The following is a 22285-nucleotide window of genomic DNA, read 5'->3' as shown; positions in this document are numbered from 1 at the left end:
CGAGTCCGCGTCAAACACAGGATCGGGGGACAACAACCAGCCAGCCCCAAGGGTCCGCGGACACCACATCCTCAGTGGAAAAACGTAGAATGCCCGGCTCGTTCAGCCAATTCGCCGCCCGCCATGACCCAGCCAACCCCTGACACCACCCCTCACGTTGCCATTATCGGTGGCGGCCCCGCCGGCCTGATGGCCGCCGAGGTCCTGAGCCAGTCGGGTATCCAGGTCGACCTCTACGACGGCATGCCTTCGGTCGGACGCAAGTTCCTGCTGGCCGGCGTCGGCGGCATGAACATCACCCATTCCGAAGCCTACCCGGCGTTTCTCTCCCGCTACGCCGAACGTGCGCCCCACATCGCTCCGTTGCTCCGAGCTTTTGGTGCCGATGCACTGTGCGAATGGATTCACGGCCTGGGGATAACTACGTTCGTCGGCAGCTCCGGCCGGGTTTTCCCCAGCGATATGAAAGCCGCCCCGCTGCTGCGCGCCTGGCTCAAGCGCCTGCGGGAAGCCGGGGTAGTTATCCACACCCGCCATCGCTGGTTGGGCTGGCGCGACGGCAGCCTGGTTATCCACAGCCCGGAGGGCGAAAAAACCTTGCGCCCCGACGCCACGCTCCTCGCATTGGGCGGCGCCAGCTGGGCGCGACTGGGCTCCGACGGGGCCTGGTTACCGCTGCTTGAGCAACAGGGCGTGACGGTCGCCCCCTTGCAACCGAGCAACTGCGGCTTCGACGTCGCGGCCTGGAGCGAGGTTCTGCGCGGCAAGTTCGCCGGTGCGCCACTGAAGAACGTCGCCATCGCCCTGCCCCACGACACGCCGCGCCTGGGGGAATGCGTGATCACCGCCAGCGGCATCGAAGGCAGCCTGATCTACGCGCTGTCCGCGCCGATTCGCGAGCAGATCAACCAGCAAGGCCAGGCGACGATCGAGATCGACCTGCTGCCCGGCAAGCCTGTGGACAAGGTCCAGGCCGCGCTGGCCAAACCTCGCGGCTCACGTTCCATGGCCAAGCACCTGCACAGCCAGTTGGGGATCGACGGAATCAAGGCCGCGTTGCTGCGGGAGCTGACCGATGCCGAGACCTTTGCCGACCCGGCGCGTCTGGCCAGCGCCATCAAGGCCCTGCCGCTGACGCTGGTCAAGGCGCGGCCGCTGGACGAGGCCATCAGCAGCGCCGGGGGCATACCGTTCGAGGTCATGGACGAGCGATTGATGCTCAAGGCCTTGCCCGGGGTGTTCTGTGCGGGCGAAATGCTTGATTGGGAAGCGCCGACCGGCGGCTACCTGCTCACGGCCTGCTTTGCCAGCGGGCGGGTGGCGGGACAAGGGATATTGGAGTGGTTGCGGCAGCGGAGCCGAGACAAGGTCATTCCAGGATAACGCACACAACTGTAGGAGCCGGCTTGCTGGCGATGAGGCCCTTGAGCCTTGCATCAATTTCAAGGACGCCATCGCCAGCAAGCCGGCGCCTACAATGACCGTGTTGACCCTGGAGCCAACACGGCATCGATGCTCGCCTTACGGCTTGCGCTTGCGCGGCCCGGTATTGAACACCGGCACCTTGCGCACCGGTTTGATCGACTGCACCACATCTTCCGGCTTCTCGCCGCTGTCGACCCACTTGCCCAGGTTGCGCTTGCCACCGGCGGCCTTCGGTTTTTTCGGCTTCTTCGGTTTCTTGATCACGCTGCCCGAGGCATCGGTGTCCGGCACCCGGTGATCCGGTTCGAAACCGGCTTCGTCCTGGCGCTTGAGAGTCTGACGAGTCAGGGTCTCGATGGCTGACAGCAGATTCACCTCATCGGCGCAGACCAGGGAAATCGCCTCACCCGTAGCGCCGGCACGGCCGGTACGACCAATCCGGTGAATGTAGTCCTCGGCCACGATCGGCAGGTCGAAGTTGACCACCAGCGGCAGGTCCTCGATGTCCAGGCCACGGGCCGCCACATCGGTGGCCACCAGGATCTGGATCTCGCTCGCCTTGAAGCGGTCCAGGGCGCGCTGGCGGGTAGCCTGGGGTTTGTCGCCATGGATGCCGTCGGCATTGATACCCAGGCCCTGGAGCTTTTCCACCAACTGGTCGACGCCATTTCGGGTCTTGGCAAACACCAGGACCTGCTTCCAGTGCTGCTTGCGCATCAGGTGCACAAACAACTCCGGCTTGCGCTTCTTGTCCACCGTCACCAGCCACTGCTTGACGGTGTTGGCCGCCACGTTGCGCGGGCTGACTTCAATGCTCAGCGGATCGTTGAGCATCTGCCCGGCCAGCAGGCGGATGGCATCGGAGAAGGTCGCGGAAAACAGCAGGGTCTGGCGCTTTTTCGGCAGGGCTTTGTAGATATTGCCCAGCTCCTCCTGGAAACCGAGGTCGAGCATGCGGTCGGCTTCGTCGAGCACCAGGGTCTGCAACTGGTTGAACTTGAGAGCGTTCTGGCGATACAGATCGAGCAGGCGGCCCGGGGTCGCCACCAGCAGGTCGACGCCCTTGCGCAGCTTCATCATCTGCGGGTTGATGCTGACGCCGCCGTACACCGCATAGGTGCTCAGCGGCAGGTGCTCGGCGTACTGGCGCACGCTTTCATGCACCTGCTCGGCCAGCTCGCGGGTCGGCACCAGGATCAGCGAACGCACCGAGTTGGCGGTGACCTTCGGCCCTTCCAGGGTCAGTAGCTGCAGCAGCGGCAAGGCAAAACCGGCGGTCTTGCCGGTGCCAGTCTGGGCCGCGGCCATCAGGTCGCGACCGGCCAATACGGCGGGAATGGCCTGCGCCTGGATCGGTGTGGGGGTCTGGTAACCCAGAGTGTCCAGGGCCCGTGTCAGGGGTTCGATCAGGCCGAGTGTGGCGAATGTCATGGAAATACCGTAGGAAAAAGTGTCAGCGCCGTGAAGCAATGCGCGGCAGTTTACCCTGTCAGGCCTCTTTCGGCTTGCGCCACTGCGGTAAACCGATCAACACCACGGCGCTGATGATCACACCCATGGCCATGCACTCCTGCCAGCCGATGTGCTCGCCGGCAAAGAGGATGCCCAGCAGCACCGCCACAGCCGGGTTGACATAGGCATAGCTTGTGGCCGCCGCCGGGCGCACATGCTTCAACAGGTACATGTAGGCGTTGAAGGCGATGATCGAGCCGAACACGGTCAAGTAAGCCATGGCGATCCAGCCGTCGGTCGAGGGCATCTGGGTCAGGCGCTCGCCGCGGACAAAGCTGGCCATCAGCAACACCACGCCGCCCACCAGCATTTCCGCCGCACTGGCCATGCCGCCCTGGGGTAGCGGCAGGTGCTTGCTCCACACCGAACCGAAGGCCCAGGTCGCGGCAGCCAACAGCAGCAGGCCGGCACCGAGCGGGCTGGCTTGCAGGTTGGAGCCCATGTTCAGCAGGGCGATACCGATCAGGCCGAGCACAATTCCGGCCCATTCAAGACCGGTATTGCGGTTGCCCCAGAAATAGCCGCAAAGCAAGGTGAACAGCGGCACCGTGGCCACCGTCAGCGCGGCGACGCCAGAGGCCACGCCCATGTGTTCGGCCAGGGTCACCGCGCCATTGCCGAAACTGAGCAGCAGCACGCCGATGGCCGCCGCGCCTTTCCATTGCGGCCAGGTCGGCGCCGGTACGCCGCGAAGACGTTGATAGGCAAACAGCAGGCTGCCGGCGATCACAAAACGGATGCCGCCCATCATCAACGGTGGCCAGGATTCCACGCCAATACGAATGGCCAGGTAGGTCGAGCCCCAGATGAAATACAACGCAAAAAAAGCACCGATCAGCGGTAACGGGAAACGGCGTGGGGCAGACATGGGGGGCGGATCCAGGCAGGGCAAGGGAGGCTTATTCTAGAAAGGCGCCTGGAAAATAATAAGTTACAAAACCGTGTTATAAGGCCAGTACACTTTGTAAAGCATGGATATCAGGGGTTTCGACCATTGTTTCGAAAGCCCGCACAATAGAGAGCCTGTGGATGGATAAATACGACCGTTTGATCCTGGGTGAGCTGCTGGACAATGGCCGTGCCTCGTTCGCCGAACTGGCGCGCAAGGTCAACCTGTCCGCGCCGGCGGTGGCGGAGCGGGTGGCAAAGCTGGAAAGCAGCGGAGTGATCACTGGGTATCAAGCCAAGGTGGACCTGGCGAAGATCGGTTTACCGATCCAGTGCGTGATCGAGTTGCGGCTCAACCAGCATGGCAAGCAACAGGTCTATGACGACCTGGCGCAGATTCCGCAGATTACCGAATGCCATCGGGTGACCGGGGATCCCTGTGTGATTCTGCAGGCCGCGGTGGGAAGCATGGCGGAGCTGGAGCAACTGATCAATCGGATTGCCCAGTTCGGCTTCAGCAAGACCTCGATTGTGCTGTCGAGCGCGATTGAGCGGCGGGTGCCGTTGGGGCATTTGGACATGAATGGAAAAGCAAAAAGCTGATGGTTGGGCGTGAGTGTCTTTTAAAGTGACGCCGGTGCAAACCTAAGCGAGTGCAATCATGAGCGAGCTGAAATCCGGTGTTCCCGATCTGAATCGACAAGAGCCATCGTTAGGAAATCCAGACGACGATGCCGGGCCCCATGGCAGGGACAACGCCATAGCAATTGCCCGGCTACTGGCAATCAGCTCCGACGAGTACGCGAAGGGATTGTTTCTAACCGTAGACGAAATGCGTGAGCGCAGGGCCAGAAAGCAATCGTAAAAACCTGGGATGGCATGCTGCCTGATAGTCCGCATTTACCGGTTCTGGGGGCGCTTCGCACCCCATCGCGGGCAAGCCCTGCTCCTACAGGATTTGTGTCGTGCACAAGGTCCGCGAACGACGCAGAACTGTAGGAGCAAGCTTGCTCGCGATCGCTATCTACCAAACACCGCCACACCCACTGACCGGCACCACCTGCGGCATATCACGCAGACGAATCCACGGCTCCTTGCGCCAGTGCAGCAGACTCAACGCACCGCCATCCCATTCCAGAATTCCAAGGCTCGGCGCCTGGGTCAACGCCGGCTGCGGCTGGCCGCGCAACATCGGCAGCACCTGGTGCGTCAGCCATTGGCGCAGGTGGCGATTTTCCGGCAGGTAGTGATAGACCAACATCGCGTAGACGCCGGACTCGCTGAGCATCAGGTGATCTTCAGATCGGCCGCTACCCTTGAGTTTCAGCACTCGCCGCTGATCCGGATCGAGCTTGATGGCTTTGCGTTCATGCCACTCGATTCCCATCAGATGCCCGATATCACGGGCGCAGAACCAGGCTTCGTCATGCAGGAGCAAGGCGCGGAGCTTTAGATGATGGCGGGTAAAAATGTGTGGTTCGAAAGCAATGTTAACGGCAAGACCAAGCGGCTTTGACGCATCAGTAGCAGCGCCGTCATCAAGATGTTTTTGTATGGTTTCAGCGTGGCTTTCGAGAATGACTTTTTCCATTTTGGAATACTCCGAGAGATTCAAGGAGCTGCCATAAAAGCCTTCCTACGGACTTGGGTGGCAGCCGTACGCGGGGTAGGAACCGAGCTCTCTCGGACACTCGGCCACGAATCAACGTGCCCGCGCACGGCCACCATGAGGGGAACACTGGCGACAAAACCAGCGAGTATGGTGGCTGTTCAGTATCGAAAGAGTCAATTGCAAGGGTTCCTACGCCCTGTCACCGATTTGGTGATGACAGGAGAAAGGCTAACGTCACTGCACCGCTCGGAAAAGACAGCACAGATCGCCACCCGCAGTACGACATTTCCTAAAAACCACACGACAAATTGCAATATCACAGCAGCGTCTTCAGACGCCCCGATAGCGCTTCAAATGCTCACCGATCTTCGCCGCCGGCACCTTCTGCAATTTGCACAACCAATCATGGGACAACACCTGTACCCCATGCTTGTCGCGCAACTCGCCGGCCATATGCGCCAGCAGGTTCGCCGCCATCTCGGCATCGGCCATGGCCCGGTGCGCCTGCCCCGTGTGCGGCAAGCGGGCAAACGCAGTCAGCGTACCCAGCTTGTGATTCGGCGCCGCCGGCATCAAGCGCCGCGCCAGCAGCAACGAACAGGCAAAATTCTGCAAACGCGTGCGCTTGATCCGTCCCAATTCGTAGTCCCAGAACTTCTGGTCGAATGCGGCGTTATGGGCCAGTAACGGAGTCATACCGACAAACTCGTTGACCTCGTTCATCACCCGTTCCGCCGACGGCGCGGTACGCAACATGGCGTTGCTGATGCCGGTCAACTGTTCGATAAAGGCCGGCACTCTCACGCCGGCATTCATCAGGCTCTGGTAACGGTCGACGATGCGCCCTTGTTCCAGGATGACCACGGCGATTTCCGTGGCCCGGCACCCCGCGTTCGGTGTGATGCCCGTGGTTTCAAAGTCGATGACCGCAATACGTTCCAAAAGCCCAGCCCTTTGCAAAATCGGTTTCAGTTTTTCAACAACAACGTGCCTTCGATGGGCACGTAGCGGCTTGCGGCACGGATCAACGAATTGGCCGTCAGCCCCGGCACGCCATAGGCCACGGCTTCGACGCCGTGCTTGTCGATGATGCGCGTGAGCAGCAGGTCGAAATCGCCGTCGCCGGAGGCCAGTACCACTTCGTCGACATGGGGCGCCACGTCCATGATATCGATGGTGATGCCCACGTCCCAGTCGCCCTTGGCCGAGCCGTCGCTGCGCTGGATATAGGGTTTGAGTTTCACCGTAAAACCCAGGTTGCGCAGGATCTGCTGGAACTGCTGCTGCTTGCTGTCGCCGCGATCGATGGCGTAGGCGTAGGCCTCGACGATCTCTCCCCGCTGGCTGATATCAGCCCACAGAGCGGCATAGTTGAAGTGACAACCATAGGCCTGGCGAACGGTGTAGTAGAGGTTCTGCACATCGGCGAACACAGCGATTTTCTTCACCGCGAATCCTCATGGCGCAAAAGCGCACTGGCGGGTGATGACGAGCGCTCGGAAGCGATTAGGTGCGCAGTATGCCAGCCCGGGGGAAGGTTCAGCGAATAATCGGCGGGGTAAGTGTCAGCGCTTCAGGCCTCTGATGGGCTTGAGGCGGCGAACGCAGATTTGGCGAATCACGCAAAAACCTGTAGGAGCATGGCTTGCCAGCGAAGCTTTTGGCGGCCTCAAGGGCCTCTTCGCGGGCAAGCCCTGCTCCTACAGGGCTGTGTTCACCCAAACAGAGGGTCAGACGAAGGAGTCGTCGTCGCCAGAAAAGGAGGAACTGTCGTCATCGAAATCGGCGTCGGCAAAACCACCCTGGTTGTTATTGCTGCCCCAGGAATCGTTGTTGGCCATACGCTGATCATCGCCCCAACCACCGCCACCACCGTTGTTGCTCATCGGGCTCGGCTCGATGATTTCTTCGATGATCTGCGGTTGCTGCTGGTTGTGATGGAACAGGCTGCTGATGCCTTCCGCCAGCATCACGCCACCGGCCACGCCGGCCGCGGTTTTCAGCGCGCCACCGAGGAAGCCGCTACCCATGGGCGCCGCCTGCTGTGGCGCAGGCTGGGCGTAGGCAGGCTGCTGATAGTTGGGCTGGGTGTTGTAGTTCTGCTGCGGTGGCGGAGCATTGAACCCAGGACGCCCCGGCTCACGCCAGCCGCCACCGGAATTGCTCGGTGCAGGCGCTGGAGCCGGATCGCGGCTGCCACCGAAAATGCTCGACAGGAAACCACCGCTGCTCGACGCCGGTGCGGCGCTCTGGGCACGGGCCTGCTGCAACTCGTCCTGAAGCTGCTGCAATTGCGCCTGCAGTTGCTTGTTCTGTTCGTCGAGGCTCTTGATCGCGTGCTCTTGCACCAGGATCGACTGGGTCATGTAGTACGGTGCAGCCGGTTGGCGAGTCAGGTGTTCCTTGATCCGCGCCTCGGCCAGGGCGTCACGCGGGGCTGAGTCCATTCCGGCTTGCTGCAACCGTGAAAACAGTCCATCGATCAGGGTTTGCTCTTCGCTGTTCATGGCGACCTCATTAGATTGCCGGGTAGAAATCGATCGCCTCGACCCAACCGGGTCAGGCGTCCCTCAGTTATGGGGTTGTTACTGGAAGTTTCAATAGTCCTTACCTAACGTTTACATTTGAGTGTCGGCCCGCGCCATCGGTTAAAGTGTGGCTCTGCCTCAGCCTGCGCGATAGACAACCGATGAACCCGTTCAATGTAATCCGCGATTCCCTGTATTTTTTCCAGCGCAACCTGCGCCAGATTGCCCTGCTCTGCCTGCCGCTGGTGATCTTCGAAACCTTGCTCCAGCAGGTGTTGGACAACGCTGTGGGCCCGGATGCTTCACCGGCCTATGGCTTGGTGGCCGGACTGCTGGTCTATCCGCTCTACACGGCAGCGCTGATCCTGTTTCTCGATGCCCGCAGCCGTGGCGAAGCGCCAGCCAATCGCGATCTGCTGGCCATGTCCCTGCGCCTGTGGCCGCGCTTTGCGCTGCTCTCGGCGGTCAATACCATTGCCATCGTGCTGGGCCTGTCGCTGTATTTCATTCCCGGTATCTGGCTGACCGTGATCCTGGCCTTCTCCGAATACCTGCTGGTGCTGCGCGGGCGCGAGCCGTTGCGGGCGATGAAGGAGAGCTTCGCCTTGAGCCGTGGCCACTTCTGGCTAACCTTCACCTGCATCTTGTGTGTAATGGGTCCACTCTGGCTGCTCAAGGGGTTGAGCCTGAGTGTCTACCCGGCACCGCAGAACCCGGTGTTGATGCTGATCATCGACAGCGCCCACAGTTTCCTGCAACTGTTCAGCTGCGTCGTCTTGTTCCGAATCTACATGCTGATCGGTGAAAATTCCGCCAAAGACTGAACCGAGGCCCATGACCCGTCTATTACGTTACCTGGTGGCAGGCCTGCTGATTGTCGCGGGCCTGGCCGCCCTGCTGGTCTATAGCCTGACCTGGCGCCCGGAAGAGCGCGAGACCCTGCCCGTGCGCTGTACCGCCGAGGCGCCGGTGCTGGTTCCCGGCCAGGCCCTCAAGGTGATGACCTGGAACCTCCAGTACCTGGCGGGCAAACGTTATGTGTTCTGGTACGACCTGCCCGACGGCAGCGGCCCGGACGATCGTCCGACCCCGGAAGACATGGCTTTCAGCCTGGACGAGGTGACCCGGGTGATCCGCGACGAGCAGCCGGACATCGTGCTGTTGCAGGAAGTCGACGAGAATGCCAAGAGCAGTGCTTACCAGGACCAGTTGAAGTTGCTTCAGGAACGGCTTGCGGACCTGTATCCCTGCAGTTCCCAGGCGTTCGACTGGAAAGCCGACTTTGTCCCGAACCTGCATATTTTCGGCAGTGTCGGGCGCAAGCTGGCGACCTTGAGTCGCTATCAGGTCGAACACGCCGAACGCCAGCAACTGCCGCTGGCCTCGGGCAATCTGCTCAAGCGCCAGTTCGAGCCCCGGCCGGCGCTGCTGGTGAACTACCTGCCGCTGAGCGACGGCGGACAGTTGGCGGTGGTCAATACGCAACTGGGGGCCTTTGCCCAGAACGACACCCAACTCAGGCAAGCAGCGGCAACCCTGCAATTGCTCGACAAGTTCGAGAGCCAGGGCACGCCGTGGCTGATCGGCGGTGATTTCAACCTGCTGCCGCTGGGACAGTATCTGCGCCTGCCACCACGCTTGCGCGGCGGTTACTCGGCGGACAGTGAGTTGCATCTGCTGTGGGACAAATACCCGATGATCCCGAGCAACAACGAAGCCAGCGGCATCGACCGTGAGCGGTGGCTGACGTTTTACCCGAACGATCCCGACGTCAGTGGGCCGGATCGGACCCTGGACTACTTTTTCTACAGTTCCAAGCTCAAGCGGGTCGAGGCCCAAGTGCGGCAGGACGATACCTTGACGATTTCCGATCACTTGCCGGTGCTGGCGCGGTTTCTGTTGCCGGCGGCGCAGTAGTCGCCATCCAGCCCCGGGCGCGCTACTGCGGCCAACACGGCCCCTGTAGGAGCCGGCGTGCCGGCGATAGCGGTGTGAAGGGCGAAATCTCTGTCGCCTGAAAAATCGCATCGCCAGCACGTCGGCTCCTACAGGTTTGGGCGGGCTCTTACTTGCGTGGTTTGATCCGTGCCGTCGCCTCGGCTACCAAGGGATCATCCGGCCAGTAGTGCTTCGGATAACGCCCCTTGAGGTCCTTCTTCACTTCGGCGTAGGTGCTGCGCCAGAAGTTCGCCAGATCCTGGGTGACCTGTACCGGGCGCCGAGCCGGCGACAGCAGGTGCAGTTTCACCACTTGGCGGCCACCGGCAATCCGCGGAGTCTCGGCCAGGCCGAACAACTCCTGCAGACGCACCGCCAGAATCGGCGGCTGCTCGCTGTAGTCCAGGCGGATCGACGAGCCCGAAGGCACGCTCAGATGATGCGGTGCCAATTCCTCCAGACGTTGCGGCAACGGCCAGGGCAACAGGCTGTGAAGAATTCCGGCCAGTTCCAGGTTGGCGAAATGACTGAGCCGAGAAACCCGCCCCAGATAGGGCTTGAGCCACTGTTCCAGGGTCGCCAGCAAGGTCTTGTCGCCGACATCCGGCCATTCGCTCTCGCCCTTCTCATCCAGGTACAGTTTGCGTAACAAGGCTACCCGCGCCTGCCACTGGCGCAGCTCCGGGGTCCAGGGCAACAGTTCCAGGCCCTTGCGCCGCACCAGGTTGACCAGCGCCTGGCTACGCGCTGCCTCGTCCAGCCCGGTCAGGGGTTCGCGACTGAGGATCAACTCACCGACCTTGCGCTGGCGCTCGGCACGCAGCACACCTTCGCGCTCATCCCAGTCCAGTTGGTCGACCGTGCTCACCTGCTCGGCCAGCACGCTGTCGAACAGGCCCGGATCGAACTCCGCCGCCAGGTAGATACGTTCTTCACGCTGGCCCTGGCGACTGCCCAGATCGGCCACCACCAACCAGGGCTGTTTCATCAGGCTGTCGGTTTCGCTGAACAAGGCCGCCCGACCGTTGGCCAGCCGGTATTCCGCGCCACCGTCGCGGCGCTGTTGCGCCACCCGATCCGGATAGGCCAGGGCCAATAGCGCCCCGAGCCAGCGCGGGTGCTCCGGGTCGGTTACCGGTTCACTCGCCGAACCGCGCAAGTAGCCGCGATACTGCCGTGCCAGTTGCCGCGCACGCTGCACGCCCCCCTGAGCACCACGGGTTACCCGCTCTTCACCCGCCAGCAAGGCCAATCGCGTGTGCAGGTCAGCCCCGCCACCACGCTGGATATCCCGCTCGCCCAGGAGTGCTGCGACATCGCAGGCCATGGCCGCCAGCCCCAGCGCCTGCCCGCGCAACAGCAAATGGGCGATACGCGGATGGGCCGGCAACTCGGCCATGGCCTGGCCGTGATTCGTCAATGCGTACTCGGCGCCGGCCTTACCGGCCAACGCCCCAAGCCGCTGCAACAGATCCTGGGCCTGGGCATAAGCGGCAGCAGGCGGCGCGTCCATCCAGACCAGCTCGCCGGGCGCCACGCCCCAGCGCGCCAGCTGCAAGGCCAACCCGGCCAGGTCCGCCTGAAGGATTTCCGCGCTGCCATAGGCCGCCAGTTGCTCATGCTGGGCTTCGGACCACAACCGATAACACACCCCCGGCTCCAGACGCCCGGCACGGCCCGCGCGCTGGGTGGCGCTGGCTCGGGAAATGCGCTGGGTGTCGAGACGGGTCATGCCGCTGCCGGGATCGAAACGCGGCACCCGCGCCAGCCCGGCATCGATCACCACCCGCACGCCATTGATGGTCAAGCTGGTTTCCGCAATGTTGGTCGCCAGCACCACCTTGCGCTTGCCGGCGGGTGCCGGCTCGATGGCGGCGCGCTGGGCCGCGAGGTCCAACTCGCCATGCAGCGGGCACAGCAGCACATCGGCCCGCCCGCCCAGGCTTTCCTCCAGTAGCTGGTGCACCCGGCGAATCTCCGCCTGACCCGGCAAAAATACCAGCAGGCTGCCGTGCTCGGCGTCCAGCGCCTCGTGCACGGTTTGCACCACTCGCGACTCGATAAATTCTCCGGGCTGAAAGGCCCGGCCCCAGCGCAAGGTCACCGGGAACATCCGCCCTTCGCTGCGTACCACCGGCGCGTCGTCCAGCAAACCGGCCAGGCGTTCGCCTTCAAGCGTGGCGGACATCAGCAGGATCTTCAGCGGCTGCTCGTCACGAAACATCTGCCGCCCGTTGAGGCTCAGGGCCAGGGCCAGGTCGGCATCCAGGCTGCGTTCGTGGAATTCGTCGAAGATCACCAGCCCGACCCCCTCAAGGGCCGGATCGTCATTCAAACGACGGGCAAGAATACCTTCGGTGACCACTTCGATACGCGTCTTGGGGCCGACCCGGCTTTCCAGGCGAATGCGATAGCCGACGGTTTCACCAACCTTTTCCCCCAACTCACTGGCCAGTCGCTCGGCCGCCGCGCGGGCCGCGAGCCGCCGCGGCTCAAGCATCAGGATGGTTTGCCCGGCCAGCCACGGCTCGTTCAGCAACGCCAGCGGCACCCGGGTGGTCTTACCGGCACCGGGCGGCGCTTCCAGCACTGCCTCATGGCGTTCGCTCAACGCCTGGCGCAAAGCCGGCAATACTTCATCAATCGGCAACGAATTCATGGTGGCTCCCAGGCTGACCGTGAATTATACGGTGAACCCCGCGGGCCTCCAAAGCCAAAGGCTTTGCAAGCGGTTGTCAGCTCATCACGCGCCTGGCCCGGCACCGGGTACAAAGCCGGCAAGACTTCATCAATCAGCAACGCATTCAGGGTGGCTCCCGGACAAAGAGCCGGGTATAACGGCGAACTGCCCGGTCTTAATCGCGGTCTTAACAACTGATCCAGACGCGCCCCCAGCGGCTTCACGTTTCCTTCAGGAGATATCCATGCGTATTGTTTCCCGTGTTATCGGCACCGTTCTGGTTGCTACCCTGCTGACCCAACTGAGCGCTTGCGGCTCGATTTTCTACCCGGACCGGCGTGGCCAGATCGAAGGCCGGATCGACCCGCTGATCGCCGGTCTCGACGCCATCGGCATCCTGTTCTTCGTTATCCCCGGCCTGATCGCGTTCGGCATCGACTTCGCCACGGGCGCCATTTATCTGCCCCACGGCAAGACCGCACAGATCGCCCCGGAAAAACTCCAGGAAGCCATCACTGCCGATGGCCACGTCGACAACCTCAAGCTGCAGGCGATTCTCAAGACCGAACTGCACCAGACCCTACCGCTGAACGACCCGCGCCTGATCCAGCAAAAAGGCAATCTGCAACAACTGGCGATGTACAACCTGCGTCCTGCGGCCTGAGCCCCGGGGACACTGAAAAAGGATCGCAGCCTTCATGACCAGCAGCCCGGAACACGCCCGCCTGTTACGTCTGGCTACCCGGGCCTCGGTCGGGGTGGCGAGCCTCCTGATCCTGACCAAGGCCGCCGCCTGGTGGCTGAGCGGTTCGGTGAGCATGCTCGCCGGGCTGACCGACTCGCTGCTCGACGGCGTCACCTCGTTTCTCAATCTGCTGGCGGTGCACTACGCGCTGCGCCCGGCGGATAACGATCACCGCTACGGGCACGGCAAGGCCGAATCCCTGTCGGGCATGGCCCAGGCGCTGTTCATTGCGGTAAGTGCGGTGCTGATTGCGATCCAGGCCTTCGAGCGCCTGAAAAACCCGGAACCGATCGGTGCCCCGTGGATCGGCATCGGGGTGATCGTGTTGTCGCTGCTCCTGACCGCCGGGTTGCTGCTGTTGCAGCACAAGGTGGTCCGCGAGACCGGCTCCACCGCCGTGCGCGCTGACTCCCTGCACTACCGCTCGGACATGCTGCTCAACGCCAGTATCCTGCTGGCGCTGGTGCTCGCCGGCTTCGGCTGGCCGCAGGTGGACGCCTGGTTCGGCCTGGGGATCTCGGTCTATATCCTCTGGAGCGCGATCCAGATCGGCCGGGAAAGCTTCGCCGTGCTGATGGATGAGGAGCTGTCGCCGGATATCAGCCAGCACATGCTGGAACTGGCGTGCAGTGTGCCCGGGGTGCTGGGTGCCCATGACCTGCGAACACGGATCTCCGGCAACCGCTGGTTTGTGCAGTTGCACCTGGAGTTGCCGGGAGAATTGACGCTATCGGTGGCCCACGACCTGAGTGACAAGGCCGCCGATGCCATCCAGGCCGCCTACCCGCAGGCCGAAGTGCTGGTGCACGCCGACCCGCGGGAAGTGGTAACGCCGCGCCACTGATCAGTCAGTAGTTGACCTGATAGCCGCGACTGCTCAGGCAGTTACCCTGGGCCTGGCGGTAAGCCTGGACCACCGCCGGTGCCGGCGCGTAGGTCACGTTGGCCGGGTCGAAGCCGCTTTGCTGCACCGCCCAGCGATAGCAATCCTCGCCATCCTGCTGGACCTGCTGCGGGCTCTGGCCGTTGGCCGGATAAGCCACCACATCGTAGCCGTTGCCTTGCGGCTCGGGCGCAACCTGTGGCGCGGCGGCCGGTGGATCGACCACCACGTAGTCCTGGGTATCTTCCTGGTAGAGGTAATAGGCACCGGCCGCGAGGAAAAACAGCGAGCCACCGATCCAGACTTCCCGCGCATAGTCAGGCAGGTAGGTGGTGCGAATCCCACGTGGCGGAGCGACGACTATGTAACGTGCACCCTGCGGGCGATACCAGTAGCCACCGGAGAAGAAATAGTCCTGGCCACGGTAAGGCACCCGCCAGTTGCGATCCGGAAAGCGATCGACCACATAGCCGGGGCGATATTGCGGGCCCGGGCCCCAGCCATTGCCATGACCGTCGGGACGACCCGGCCAGCGACGATCATCGTGATGCTCGAAATTACCGCCGGGACGGTTGTTATTGTTGCCACCCTGCCAGTTCGGGTTGTTGCCGTTGCGCCGGGGAATGTCGGAATAGTTGCCACGCAACGGTTCCTGGGTCTGGCGTACGCTGTCGGGATGAGGCTGGATCGGCAGGTTGTTCTGCGGTGCCGGACGCGGCGCCTGATTGGGCTCGTTCTGCGGCGGCCGGCCTTGCCATTGGCCGCCTGGGTTCTGGTCGTGCCGCTCGAAATGCTGATTGTTCTCCGGGCGAACCTGGGGCGCAGGAGCAGGAGCCGGTGGACGCGGCGCCTGGATGTGGACTTCGGGTGCTGGTGGCCGCGGAGCGGGTGCCGGGGGACGGACTTCCGGCGCGGCTGGCCGTGGGGCCGGAGCCTGGGGACGCGGTTGATTGTTTTGCGGATGCGCCTCGTTACCTCCCGGGCGCCCTTCAGGGCGATGTTCGCCCTCATGTTTCTGATTTTCATCACCCTGGTTTTCAGCCAGTGCTTGCGCACCAACACTCATACAGAGCAAGCCAACACCTGCCAGACGCCAGATGCGCGATTTCATTCCATTCCTCACTGCGGTTCAGGGCTTAACCATAAGACTGGGAAAGCGGATTCCGGTTCTGTGACACTCTACCAGTCGCACAACTTATTTTTCGCCCATTAAAAAAGGGAGACCAGTCGGCCTCCCCTTGAGAACTTCGTCCGTGCTCGGCGCTTTTGACGCCGGCTCACCTCACACCGTCTTCTGGACAGCGTGTAGCCCGGTGGCCGGCGCAATCCTGTGGGATTGTCGGCCGCGGCTGGCCTGATTCGGCGGGCCGCAGTGGACTGGGGTGTCTGTCTCGAATGTGAACAGGCTTGCGAGACAGGACACTTGTCCGGGCAGTGATTCTGGTAATAAGCATAGGCCCGGGGTGCCGGCAGAGGATTGCGAACATTGCTCAAATAAACATCTCTTGCGCAATTTTTAACTTAAGATAGATAATTTACCGCAATAGTTCTTGGAAAGGCCCTGACGATGAGCAAACTCGACCGATACGACCTGAGCATTCTGGCGGAATTGCAGCGTGATGCCCGCATCTCCAACCAGGAACTGGCCGAGCGTATCGGCCTGTCGCCCTCGCCCTGTTCGCGGCGGGTCAAGCAATTGGAGGACGACGGTTATATTTCCCGCCAGGTGGCCTTGCTCGATCGCAAGATGCTCGGCCTGAGCCTGACCGCCTATGTGCTGATCGGCATGGACCGGCATACGCCGGAGCGCTTCGAAAACTTCGAGGCGGCGATCCGCACCCTGCCCCAGGTGCTGGAGTGCAGCCTGGTGACGGGGATGGACGCCGACTATCAGCTGAAAGTGGTGGTGCCGGACATGGACCACTACCAGAAACTGCTGCTGGGGCACCTGACGCGTATCGAGGGGGTGACCAGCGTACGCTCCAGCTTTGTGCTGAACCAGGTGCTCAACAGCACGGAACTGCCGTTGACCCATTTGCGCAGTTGATGGCCGTACCGCTTTATTGCCCGAGATCAGATCAGTTCTCGCCCATGGCGTATAATCGGACGGTTTTCCACCCCCTCGTGCTGGAGAGGTCTGATGGATCCTGCCGTTTTCGAAGAGTGGATGATGACCGGCCTGGTCAGCATCCTGGTCATTTTCATGGGCTTTATCGTCTGGGACCTGGCGAAGAAGTCCAAGGCCGGGCGCTTCGGCACCTTTATCCTGTTTTTCGTACTGGGCCTGGGCATCGTCGCGTTTGTGATCAAGAGCGTGGTGATCGGGCTGATCGAGTCAGGCTCGCTTTAACGCCGCCACAAGCTACAGACGCGCCGGCACTTCTCGCCACTGGCCTTGATCCAGGCCGTCCAGGGTCCAGTCGCCGATACGCACCCGCACCAGGCGCAAGGTCGGCAAGCCCACCGCCGCCGTCATGCGCCGGACCTGACGGTTACGTCCCTCGCGAATGATCAACTCCAACCAAGCCGTGGGAATGCTCTGACGAAACCGCACCGGCGGGTTGCGCGGCCAGAGCGCGGGCTCGTCGATCTGCCGCGCCTGGGCCGGCAAGGTCATGCCGTCGTTCAATTCCACGCCCTTGTGCAACTGCTCGATCTGCTCGGCGCTAGGCACACCCTCGACCTGTACCCAATAGGTTTTCGCCAGTTTGTGCCTGGGGTCGGCAATGCGTGCCTGGAGCTGACCGTCGTTGGTCAGCAACAGCAGGCCCTCGCTGTCGCGGTCGAGTCGGCCGGCGGGGTAGACGCCCGCCACGTCGATAAAATCCTTGAGGGTCGCGCGCCCTTCGCCATCGCTGAACTGCGTCAACACATCGAAGGGTTTGTTGAACAGGATCAGCTTGGGTTCGGCCGGCGGGGCCTTGGCGACCCGACGCGGCGCGACAGGCGTTTTCGCGGCCGAATGGCGCACGACGGGACGGGGTGGACGAGACATGGCAAAGAGGACATCTGAGGATCAGGAGCCGCCATGCTAGGGCGTGCCGGTCATTATTTCCAGACGTGCGTCCATTGACCCGTTGATGATGACATTCTCAAGGCCGCCAAAAGCTTCGCGGGCAAGCCCTGCTCCTACAGTTCTATGGCGATCACAGGTTTTGTGTACGACCCGGAACTGTAGGAGCAGGGCTTGCCCGCGAATAGGCCCTCAAGACCGCTGAAAATCAGCGACCTTAACGAAACGGCGGCTCATCAAAGCTGCGCAGCTTGCGCGAATGCAGCGAATGCAGCTCGGTGCGCAGCAGGTCCACCGCCGCAATACCGATCTTCAAATGCTGGCTGACCGCACGCTCATAGAAGGCGTTCGCCGAACCCGGCAGCTTGATCTCACTGTGCAGCGGTTTGTCCGACACACAAAGCAAGGTGCCATATGGCACCCGCAGGCGATAACCCTGGGCGGCGATGGTGCCGCTTTCCATGTCCACGGCCACGGCGCGGGACAGGTTGATCAACGGCCGCTCCTGGGCCCAGCGCAGCTCCCAGTTACGGTCGTCGTAGGTCAGTACGGTGCCGGTGCGCAGACGCTTCTTCAAATCGTCGCCACGTTCGCCGGTGACGTTCGCCGCCGCCTGTTGCAAAGCCATCTGCACTTCAGCCAGGGCCGGGATCGGGATATTCGGCGGCACTACCCGGTCGAGAATCCCATCGCGGCGCATATAAGCGTGGGCCAGCACATAGTCGCCAATGGTCTGGGATTGGCGCAGGCCGCCGCAGTGACCGATCATCAGCCAGCAGTGCGGACGCAGCACCGCCAGGTGGTCGGTGATGTTCTTCGCGTTGGAGGGGCCGACGCCGATATTCACCAGGGTCACGCCATGGCCATCGGCGGCCTGCAGGTGGTAAGCCGGCATCTGGTAGCGGTGCCAGACCACCCCGGCGGCCACGGCCTGGGCCTCGCCGTATTCCATGCTCTGGTCGATGATCACGTTGCCCGGCAACACCATGCGCACGAAACGCGGATCATCACGCAGCTGTTGCAGGCCATGGAGGATGAACTGGTCGACATAGCGGTGGTAGTTGGTCAGCAGGATCCACGGCTGCACATGGCGCCAGTCACTGCCGGTGTAATGCACCAGGCGGCGCAGGGAGAAGTCCACCCGGGCGGCGTCGAACAGGGCCAAGGGCAAGGGCGAAGTGTTTTCCCAGTCGTGCAGGCCATCGGCGATGTCATCGGTGGCGGCCGACAGGTCGGTGCTGGGGAACACCCGCGCCAGGGCCGAGGCGGTGACGCCGGAGCCGGCCAGTTCATCGCCCTGCTCGACCACATAGGGGTAAGGAATATTCTGTTCGCTGACGCCCACTTCCACCGTGACGGTGAAGTCGCGCATCAGCGGCACCAGTTGTTCCAGCAGGTATTTGCGGAACGCCGCCGGGTGGGTGACGGTAACACTGTAGGTGCCCGGCAACTGGACCTTGGCGTAGGCCCGGGTGGTGGCGGGGACTTCACCCTGGTAGGTGTAGGTCAGGCGCAATTCGGGGTAGCGGAATACGGCACGCTGTTCGGCGTCGGGTTCGACGCGGTCCTTGAGGTAACGCTTGAGGGCCTGGCTCAGGGCGCTGGTGGCACGCTCGTGGAGTTCGGCCAGACGGTCCACGGCTTCTTCGGGGGATTGCACGACAATAAAAGCTTCGGTCACGGAGAGCATCCTGTCTTCTGATGTTGCAGACCTTCATCTTGCCTGTTCCGCCCTCCAAAGGCACTACTTCCTCCCCCTTCGGGTTGACCCGAGAGGGATCGATCAGCTCTCCGTACGCCGATGCAGGCGTTCAAAACCCATATCCCCAAGCCGTTGATCATCAGAGAAAACTATCGATATAAATCGAATAATAGCTGTCACTTCTGACAGTATACAAAGAGGTATTTTGGGTGTTTTCTAGCCCGTGTGCCTGTTGCCAATCACAGTACCGAGATGTGTGGAGTTAACCGTTGATTGCGTTGTAGAGGCCCCTCTCAACCCTCAAGGTCTACTTCAATGAACCCATCAACCAAAGACAACAAAGCGCCCGCCAGCTTCGACCCCAGTTTCGGAACCCAAGGCATCGTGCGTATCCAGCTAGCGTCCGAGTCCTTCTACGGCACATCCAGATTATTGCCGGATGGAAAAATACTGTCGGTTGGATCGATCCTGTCATCGGACATGCTGGTCATCGTGAGGCACACGACAGACGGCGTTCTGGACGACACCTTTGGCAACCAAGGTGTTGTCCATACTCGCCTCCCGGAGAACCATAACGCCACGCTATTGAATTTCGTTGTGCAATCAAATGGAAAAATCATTGTATTCCTCGGTCTCGGAGACGGCTTCAACCCTTTCGGCGTTGCGCTATTCGCCCGACTACTGCCTGATGGCCGCCTGGACCTGATATTCGGCACTAACGGCATGACCTCTTTCAATATCCAGTTGGACGCCGGTCGCCGCAGAACGGGGATAGCGGTTCAGCCGGATGGAAAGGTTTTCGTGGCCGCGGAAACCGCAGATATTGGAGCCGGACGTGGCGGTGTGATTTTTGGCCTCAGTGCAAACGGCCAGCCTGACGTGACCTTCGGCAACAATGGCCTGGTGTACGGAATGGAGGGTGCCACTTTTCAATCACTGACCCTCCAGGGCGACAAGATCCTGGTCGGCGGTATCTACCAAAAAGGCGGACTCATTGCTCGCTATACCGACAAGGGCGAGCTGGATTTGAGCTATGGCGGTTACAATCACGGATTTGTTTTGATTGATGGCACGGGGGGCGTTCATGTGGAGCTTATTCACTTGTCACAGCAACCTGACGGAAAGACATTGGCGGCAGGGTATATTTTCAAAGGAGGGATGGGTGGTGTTCTGACAGGAGCACTGCCTCTTCTGTCACGTGTTAACTTAGACGGCAAGGAAGATAATACGTTTAATGGGGGAAAAGCCCTGGAAATATTCGTCAACGGCGAACTGGACTATGGATGGCATGCCTTGTACGCCACTGTACAAGCGGACGAAAAAATCGTCGTACTGTGCCAACCACCTGGCAGCACCCGGTCTGCGTTACTCAGGTATATAAAAGATGGCACCCCGGACGCGGACTTCGGAACCCAGGAACTCCAGATCATCAGTTCACAACCGTCCCCTGTCGTTCAAGTACAACCTGACAACAAGATACTGATCTCGGGCTCAACCGACGGTACCGGCATCATCGCCCGCCTTTTAGGCTGATAGAAACCGATCATTGTGAGAGGGAAACTATAAGTTCCACTCTCACATTTGAAGTTTCAAAACCGCCCTCCCCTGCGACACTGCCATCGCCCGTCAAAAAACCTGCGGCGTCGAGCGGGCAACAATGGCCTCGACATTCACCCCACGAGGCAAGGTTCCGTAGACCCGTCCCCCGGCCTCCAGCCGACTGGCGATAAAACCATCGCTGACCTCGGCATTGCCCGCCTCCAGCAACAACTTGGCCTGCAACGCCAGGGCGATGTCTTCGGTCAGTTGCCGGGCGCGGTACTGGATATCATGGGTGTCGGTAAACGCCAGCTTCAAGTGTTCGATATGCCGGGCCAGGCGTTTGTCGCCATGGCCGTCGCCCAATTCGCTGAACAGCACTTCCAGCACGCCCGGCTCCTTGGACAACGAACGCAACACATCCAGGCACTGCACGTTCCCCGAACCTTCCCAGGTCGAGTTGACCGGTGCTTCGCGGTACAGCCGCGGCAGGATGCTGTCTTCCACATACCCGGCGCCGCCCATGCATTCGGCGGCCTCGTTGATCATCGCCGGGGCACGCTTGCAGATCCAGTATTTGCCCACCGCCGTGACCAGCCGGGCGAACTTCGCCTCGTGCTCATCCCCCAGATGATCCAGCGCTCGGCCCATGCGCAGGCTCAAGGCCAGCGCCGCCTCGCTCTCCAGCGCCAGGTCGGCGAGCACGTTCTGCATCAGCGGCTGCTCGCTGAGCACGCGACCACCGACCAACCGATGGGCACAATGATGGCTGGCCTGGGTCAGCGCCTGGCGCATCAAGGCACTGGAGCCGACCATGCAATCGAAACGAGTCATCGCCACCATCTCGATAATGGTCGGTACGCCGCGCCCTTCCTCGCCGATCATCCAGGCTAAAGCACCACGGAACTCCACTTCGCTCGACGCGTTGGAACAATTGCCCAGCTTGTTTTTCAAGCGCTGGATATAGAACTGGTTGCGACTGTCATCCGGGCGATGGCGCGGCAGCAGGAAACAGGTCAGGCCCTTGTCGGTCTGGGCCAGGGTCAGGAAGGCATCGCACATCGGTGCCGAGCAGAACCATTTGTGCCCCACCAGTTCGTAAGGCTGCCCCGGGCCGCCAGCGCCGACCGGATAGGCCCGGGTGGTGTTGGCCCGCACGTCGGTCCCCCCCTGCTTCTCGGTCATGGCCATGCCGATGGTCGCCCCGGTTTTATGGGCGATGCCGATATTGCGCGGATCGTATTGGGTACTGAGGATGCTCGGCAGCCATTGCCCGGCGATATCCGCTTGCAGACGCAAGGCCGGCACGCAGGCGAAGGTCATGGTCAACGGGCAACCGGTGCCGGCCTCGGCCTGGCTGTGCAGGTAGGTCATGGCGGCGCGGGCGACATGGGCGCCGTCCTGCGGATCGGTCCAGGGCAACGACGGCAGGCCGTGTTCGACGGCGGTGCGCATCAGCTCGTGATAAGCCGGATGGAACTCCACCAGGTCCTGGCGATGGCCGTAACGGTCATGGCTGACGAACACCGGTTTGTTCTGGTTGGCGAGAAACCCCGCCTCCATCAGCGGCCCGCCGGCCAGAGCGCCATAAACATCGATCCGCGATTCGGCCCAACCGGCGCCGAAACGCCGCGCCCACTCTTGCAGCGGCAGGTCGATGCGATAGAGATTGGTCCCGTCCAGCGACGGCGGCTGGTTGGTGACCTCGTGGGTTTCGGCGTATTGATGGAGGTTCATGTCGGGCTCCTTTGAGAAATGGCTTCGCAGAGAAAGGCCAGGGAACCCAGTGAATCACGCGTACCGTCGCGAAAAAAGCGACA

Annotated in this window: 21 protein-coding genes; 10 read left to right on the top strand and 11 right to left on the bottom strand. The window is 61.8% G+C overall.

The window, feature by feature from the left end; genetic code table 11:
• The first annotated feature begins 123 nt into the window (after positions 1-123).
• Positions 124-1383, top strand: coding sequence for a TIGR03862 family flavoprotein (locus M5B42_RS21035; protein ID WP_248746892.1), 1260 nt, complete (start codon positions 124-126; stop codon positions 1381-1383).
• A gap of 138 nt (positions 1384-1521) precedes the next feature.
• Here M5B42_RS21035 and M5B42_RS21030 read toward each other — a convergent pair whose 3' ends face one another.
• On the bottom strand, positions 1522-2856 hold the full coding sequence (locus M5B42_RS21030) for a DEAD/DEAH box helicase (protein WP_100941488.1): 1335 nt from the start codon (positions 2854-2856) through the stop codon (positions 1522-1524).
• Between the two features lie 58 nt (positions 2857-2914).
• Entirely contained in the window at positions 2915-3805 is an 891-nt protein-coding gene (gene yedA / locus M5B42_RS21025) for a drug/metabolite exporter YedA (RefSeq protein WP_248746891.1), read from the bottom strand.
• 161 nt (positions 3806-3966) lie between these two features.
• Between yedA and M5B42_RS21020 the strand changes: the two genes are divergently transcribed.
• A complete protein-coding gene (locus tag M5B42_RS21020) occupies positions 3967-4428 on the top strand; it encodes an Lrp/AsnC family transcriptional regulator (protein WP_248746890.1) in 462 nt (153 codons plus the stop codon).
• Between the two features lie 58 nt (positions 4429-4486).
• A complete protein-coding gene (locus M5B42_RS21015) occupies positions 4487-4690 on the top strand; it encodes a type II toxin-antitoxin system Phd/YefM family antitoxin (protein ID WP_248746889.1) in 204 nt (67 codons plus the stop codon).
• Between the two features lie 159 nt (positions 4691-4849).
• On the opposite strand, the gene M5B42_RS21010 is transcribed toward M5B42_RS21015, so the two are convergent.
• The 4 genes from M5B42_RS21010 to M5B42_RS20995 form a co-directional block, all read right to left on the bottom strand.
• On the bottom strand, positions 4850-5416 hold the full coding sequence (locus tag M5B42_RS21010) for a Bro-N domain-containing protein (RefSeq protein ID WP_248746888.1): 567 nt from the start codon (positions 5414-5416) through the stop codon (positions 4850-4852).
• A 351-nt stretch (positions 5417-5767) separates the two neighbouring features.
• Positions 5768-6379, bottom strand: a complete 612-nt coding sequence (locus tag M5B42_RS21005) for a 3'-5' exonuclease (RefSeq protein ID WP_248746887.1) — start codon at positions 6377-6379, stop codon at positions 5768-5770.
• Positions 6380-6405: 26 nt separating this feature from the next.
• The gene (locus tag M5B42_RS21000; protein ID WP_248746886.1) at positions 6406-6885 is read right to left on the bottom strand and encodes an NYN domain-containing protein; all 480 of its coding nucleotides are present in this window, start codon (positions 6883-6885) and stop codon (positions 6406-6408) included.
• Between the two features lie 282 nt (positions 6886-7167).
• Positions 7168-7944, bottom strand: coding sequence for a DUF2076 domain-containing protein (locus M5B42_RS20995; RefSeq protein ID WP_248746885.1), 777 nt, complete (start codon positions 7942-7944; stop codon positions 7168-7170).
• A 182-nt stretch (positions 7945-8126) separates the two neighbouring features.
• On the opposite strand from M5B42_RS20995, the gene M5B42_RS20990 reads away from it, so the two are divergent.
• Both M5B42_RS20990 and M5B42_RS20985 read left to right on the top strand, forming a co-directional pair.
• Entirely contained in the window at positions 8127-8789 is a 663-nt protein-coding gene (locus M5B42_RS20990; protein ID WP_103495843.1) for a YciC family protein, read from the top strand.
• Positions 8790-8799: 10 nt separating this feature from the next.
• Positions 8800-9882 carry an endonuclease/exonuclease/phosphatase family protein gene (locus M5B42_RS20985; RefSeq protein WP_248746884.1) on the top strand — a complete coding sequence of 361 codons (1083 nt, stop codon included), beginning with the start codon at positions 8800-8802 and terminating at the stop codon, positions 9880-9882.
• Positions 9883-10030: 148 nt separating this feature from the next.
• On the opposite strand, the gene hrpB is transcribed toward M5B42_RS20985, so the two are convergent.
• On the bottom strand, positions 10031-12562 hold the full coding sequence (hrpB, locus tag M5B42_RS20980; protein ID WP_248746883.1) for an ATP-dependent helicase HrpB: 2532 nt from the start codon (positions 12560-12562) through the stop codon (positions 10031-10033).
• A 265-nt stretch (positions 12563-12827) separates the two neighbouring features.
• On the opposite strand from hrpB, the gene M5B42_RS20975 reads away from it, so the two are divergent.
• Both M5B42_RS20975 and M5B42_RS20970 read left to right on the top strand, forming a co-directional pair.
• Positions 12828-13247 (top strand): polyribonucleotide nucleotidyltransferase, encoded by a 420-nt coding sequence (locus tag M5B42_RS20975; RefSeq protein ID WP_103495838.1) that lies wholly within the window; start codon positions 12828-12830, stop codon positions 13245-13247.
• A 34-nt stretch (positions 13248-13281) separates the two neighbouring features.
• Positions 13282-14172 carry a cation diffusion facilitator family transporter gene (locus M5B42_RS20970; RefSeq protein WP_248746882.1) on the top strand — a complete coding sequence of 297 codons (891 nt, stop codon included), beginning with the start codon at positions 13282-13284 and terminating at the stop codon, positions 14170-14172.
• A gap of 4 nt (positions 14173-14176) precedes the next feature.
• On the opposite strand, the gene M5B42_RS20965 is transcribed toward M5B42_RS20970, so the two are convergent.
• Positions 14177-15322 carry a DUF6515 family protein gene (locus tag M5B42_RS20965; RefSeq protein WP_103495836.1) on the bottom strand — a complete coding sequence of 382 codons (1146 nt, stop codon included), beginning with the start codon at positions 15320-15322 and terminating at the stop codon, positions 14177-14179.
• A 456-nt stretch (positions 15323-15778) separates the two neighbouring features.
• Between M5B42_RS20965 and M5B42_RS20960 the strand changes: the two genes are divergently transcribed.
• Both M5B42_RS20960 and M5B42_RS20955 read left to right on the top strand, forming a co-directional pair.
• Positions 15779-16258 (top strand): Lrp/AsnC family transcriptional regulator, encoded by a 480-nt coding sequence (locus tag M5B42_RS20960; protein WP_007937367.1) that lies wholly within the window; start codon positions 15779-15781, stop codon positions 16256-16258.
• A gap of 93 nt (positions 16259-16351) precedes the next feature.
• Positions 16352-16561, top strand: a complete 210-nt coding sequence (locus M5B42_RS20955; RefSeq protein ID WP_100941503.1) for a DUF2788 domain-containing protein — start codon at positions 16352-16354, stop codon at positions 16559-16561.
• Positions 16562-16573: 12 nt separating this feature from the next.
• Here the strand turns inward: M5B42_RS20955 and M5B42_RS20950 are convergent, their stop codons facing one another.
• Both M5B42_RS20950 and amn read right to left on the bottom strand, forming a co-directional pair.
• Positions 16574-17206, bottom strand: a complete 633-nt coding sequence (locus M5B42_RS20950) for a pseudouridine synthase (protein ID WP_152741750.1) — start codon at positions 17204-17206, stop codon at positions 16574-16576.
• 235 nt (positions 17207-17441) lie between these two features.
• Positions 17442-18914, bottom strand: coding sequence for an AMP nucleosidase (gene amn, locus M5B42_RS20945; RefSeq protein ID WP_152741749.1), 1473 nt, complete (start codon positions 18912-18914; stop codon positions 17442-17444).
• A 327-nt stretch (positions 18915-19241) separates the two neighbouring features.
• Here amn and M5B42_RS20940 point away from each other — a divergent pair, with 327 nt between their 5' ends.
• The gene (locus tag M5B42_RS20940) at positions 19242-20459 is read left to right on the top strand and encodes a hypothetical protein (protein ID WP_248746881.1); all 1218 of its coding nucleotides are present in this window, start codon (positions 19242-19244) and stop codon (positions 20457-20459) included.
• 93 nt (positions 20460-20552) lie between these two features.
• Here M5B42_RS20940 and M5B42_RS20935 read toward each other — a convergent pair whose 3' ends face one another.
• On the bottom strand, positions 20553-22202 hold the full coding sequence (locus M5B42_RS20935) for an acyl-CoA dehydrogenase family protein (protein WP_248746880.1): 1650 nt from the start codon (positions 22200-22202) through the stop codon (positions 20553-20555).
• Positions 22203-22285: the final 83 nt, after the last annotated feature.

Origin of the sequence: Pseudomonas sp. MWU12-2037, from assembly GCF_023242345.1 — a bacterium.
GTDB lineage: Bacteria > Pseudomonadota > Gammaproteobacteria > Pseudomonadales > Pseudomonadaceae > Aquipseudomonas > Aquipseudomonas gingeri_D.
This window is presented reverse-complemented; position numbering and strand designations above follow the sequence as displayed.

Coding starts and splice junctions, on each gene's coding strand:
- M5B42_RS21035 (WP_248746892.1), top strand. CDS start 124: ATGACCCAGCCAACCCCTGACACCACCCCTCACGTTGCCATTATCGGT.
- M5B42_RS21030 (WP_100941488.1), bottom strand. CDS start 2,856: ATGACATTCGCCACACTCGGCCTGATCGAACCCCTGACACGGGCCCTG.
- yedA (WP_248746891.1), bottom strand. CDS start 3,805: ATGTCTGCCCCACGCCGTTTCCCGTTACCGCTGATCGGTGCTTTTTTT.
- M5B42_RS21020 (WP_248746890.1), top strand. CDS start 3,967: ATGGATAAATACGACCGTTTGATCCTGGGTGAGCTGCTGGACAATGGC.
- M5B42_RS21015 (WP_248746889.1), top strand. CDS start 4,487: ATGAGCGAGCTGAAATCCGGTGTTCCCGATCTGAATCGACAAGAGCCA.
- M5B42_RS21010 (WP_248746888.1), bottom strand. CDS start 5,416: ATGGAAAAAGTCATTCTCGAAAGCCACGCTGAAACCATACAAAAACAT.
- M5B42_RS20995 (WP_248746885.1), bottom strand. CDS start 7,944: ATGAACAGCGAAGAGCAAACCCTGATCGATGGACTGTTTTCACGGTTG.
- M5B42_RS20990 (WP_103495843.1), top strand. CDS start 8,127: ATGAACCCGTTCAATGTAATCCGCGATTCCCTGTATTTTTTCCAGCGC.
- M5B42_RS20985 (WP_248746884.1), top strand. CDS start 8,800: ATGACCCGTCTATTACGTTACCTGGTGGCAGGCCTGCTGATTGTCGCG.
- hrpB (WP_248746883.1), bottom strand. CDS start 12,562: ATGAATTCGTTGCCGATTGATGAAGTATTGCCGGCTTTGCGCCAGGCG.
- M5B42_RS20975 (WP_103495838.1), top strand. CDS start 12,828: ATGCGTATTGTTTCCCGTGTTATCGGCACCGTTCTGGTTGCTACCCTG.
- M5B42_RS20970 (WP_248746882.1), top strand. CDS start 13,282: ATGACCAGCAGCCCGGAACACGCCCGCCTGTTACGTCTGGCTACCCGG.
- M5B42_RS20965 (WP_103495836.1), bottom strand. CDS start 15,322: ATGAAATCGCGCATCTGGCGTCTGGCAGGTGTTGGCTTGCTCTGTATG.
- M5B42_RS20960 (WP_007937367.1), top strand. CDS start 15,779: ATGAGCAAACTCGACCGATACGACCTGAGCATTCTGGCGGAATTGCAG.
- M5B42_RS20955 (WP_100941503.1), top strand. CDS start 16,352: ATGGATCCTGCCGTTTTCGAAGAGTGGATGATGACCGGCCTGGTCAGC.
- M5B42_RS20950 (WP_152741750.1), bottom strand. CDS start 17,206: ATGTCTCGTCCACCCCGTCCCGTCGTGCGCCATTCGGCCGCGAAAACG.
- amn (WP_152741749.1), bottom strand. CDS start 18,914: ATGCTCTCCGTGACCGAAGCTTTTATTGTCGTGCAATCCCCCGAAGAA.
- M5B42_RS20940 (WP_248746881.1), top strand. CDS start 19,242: ATGAACCCATCAACCAAAGACAACAAAGCGCCCGCCAGCTTCGACCCC.
- M5B42_RS20935 (WP_248746880.1), bottom strand. CDS start 22,202: ATGAACCTCCATCAATACGCCGAAACCCACGAGGTCACCAACCAGCCG.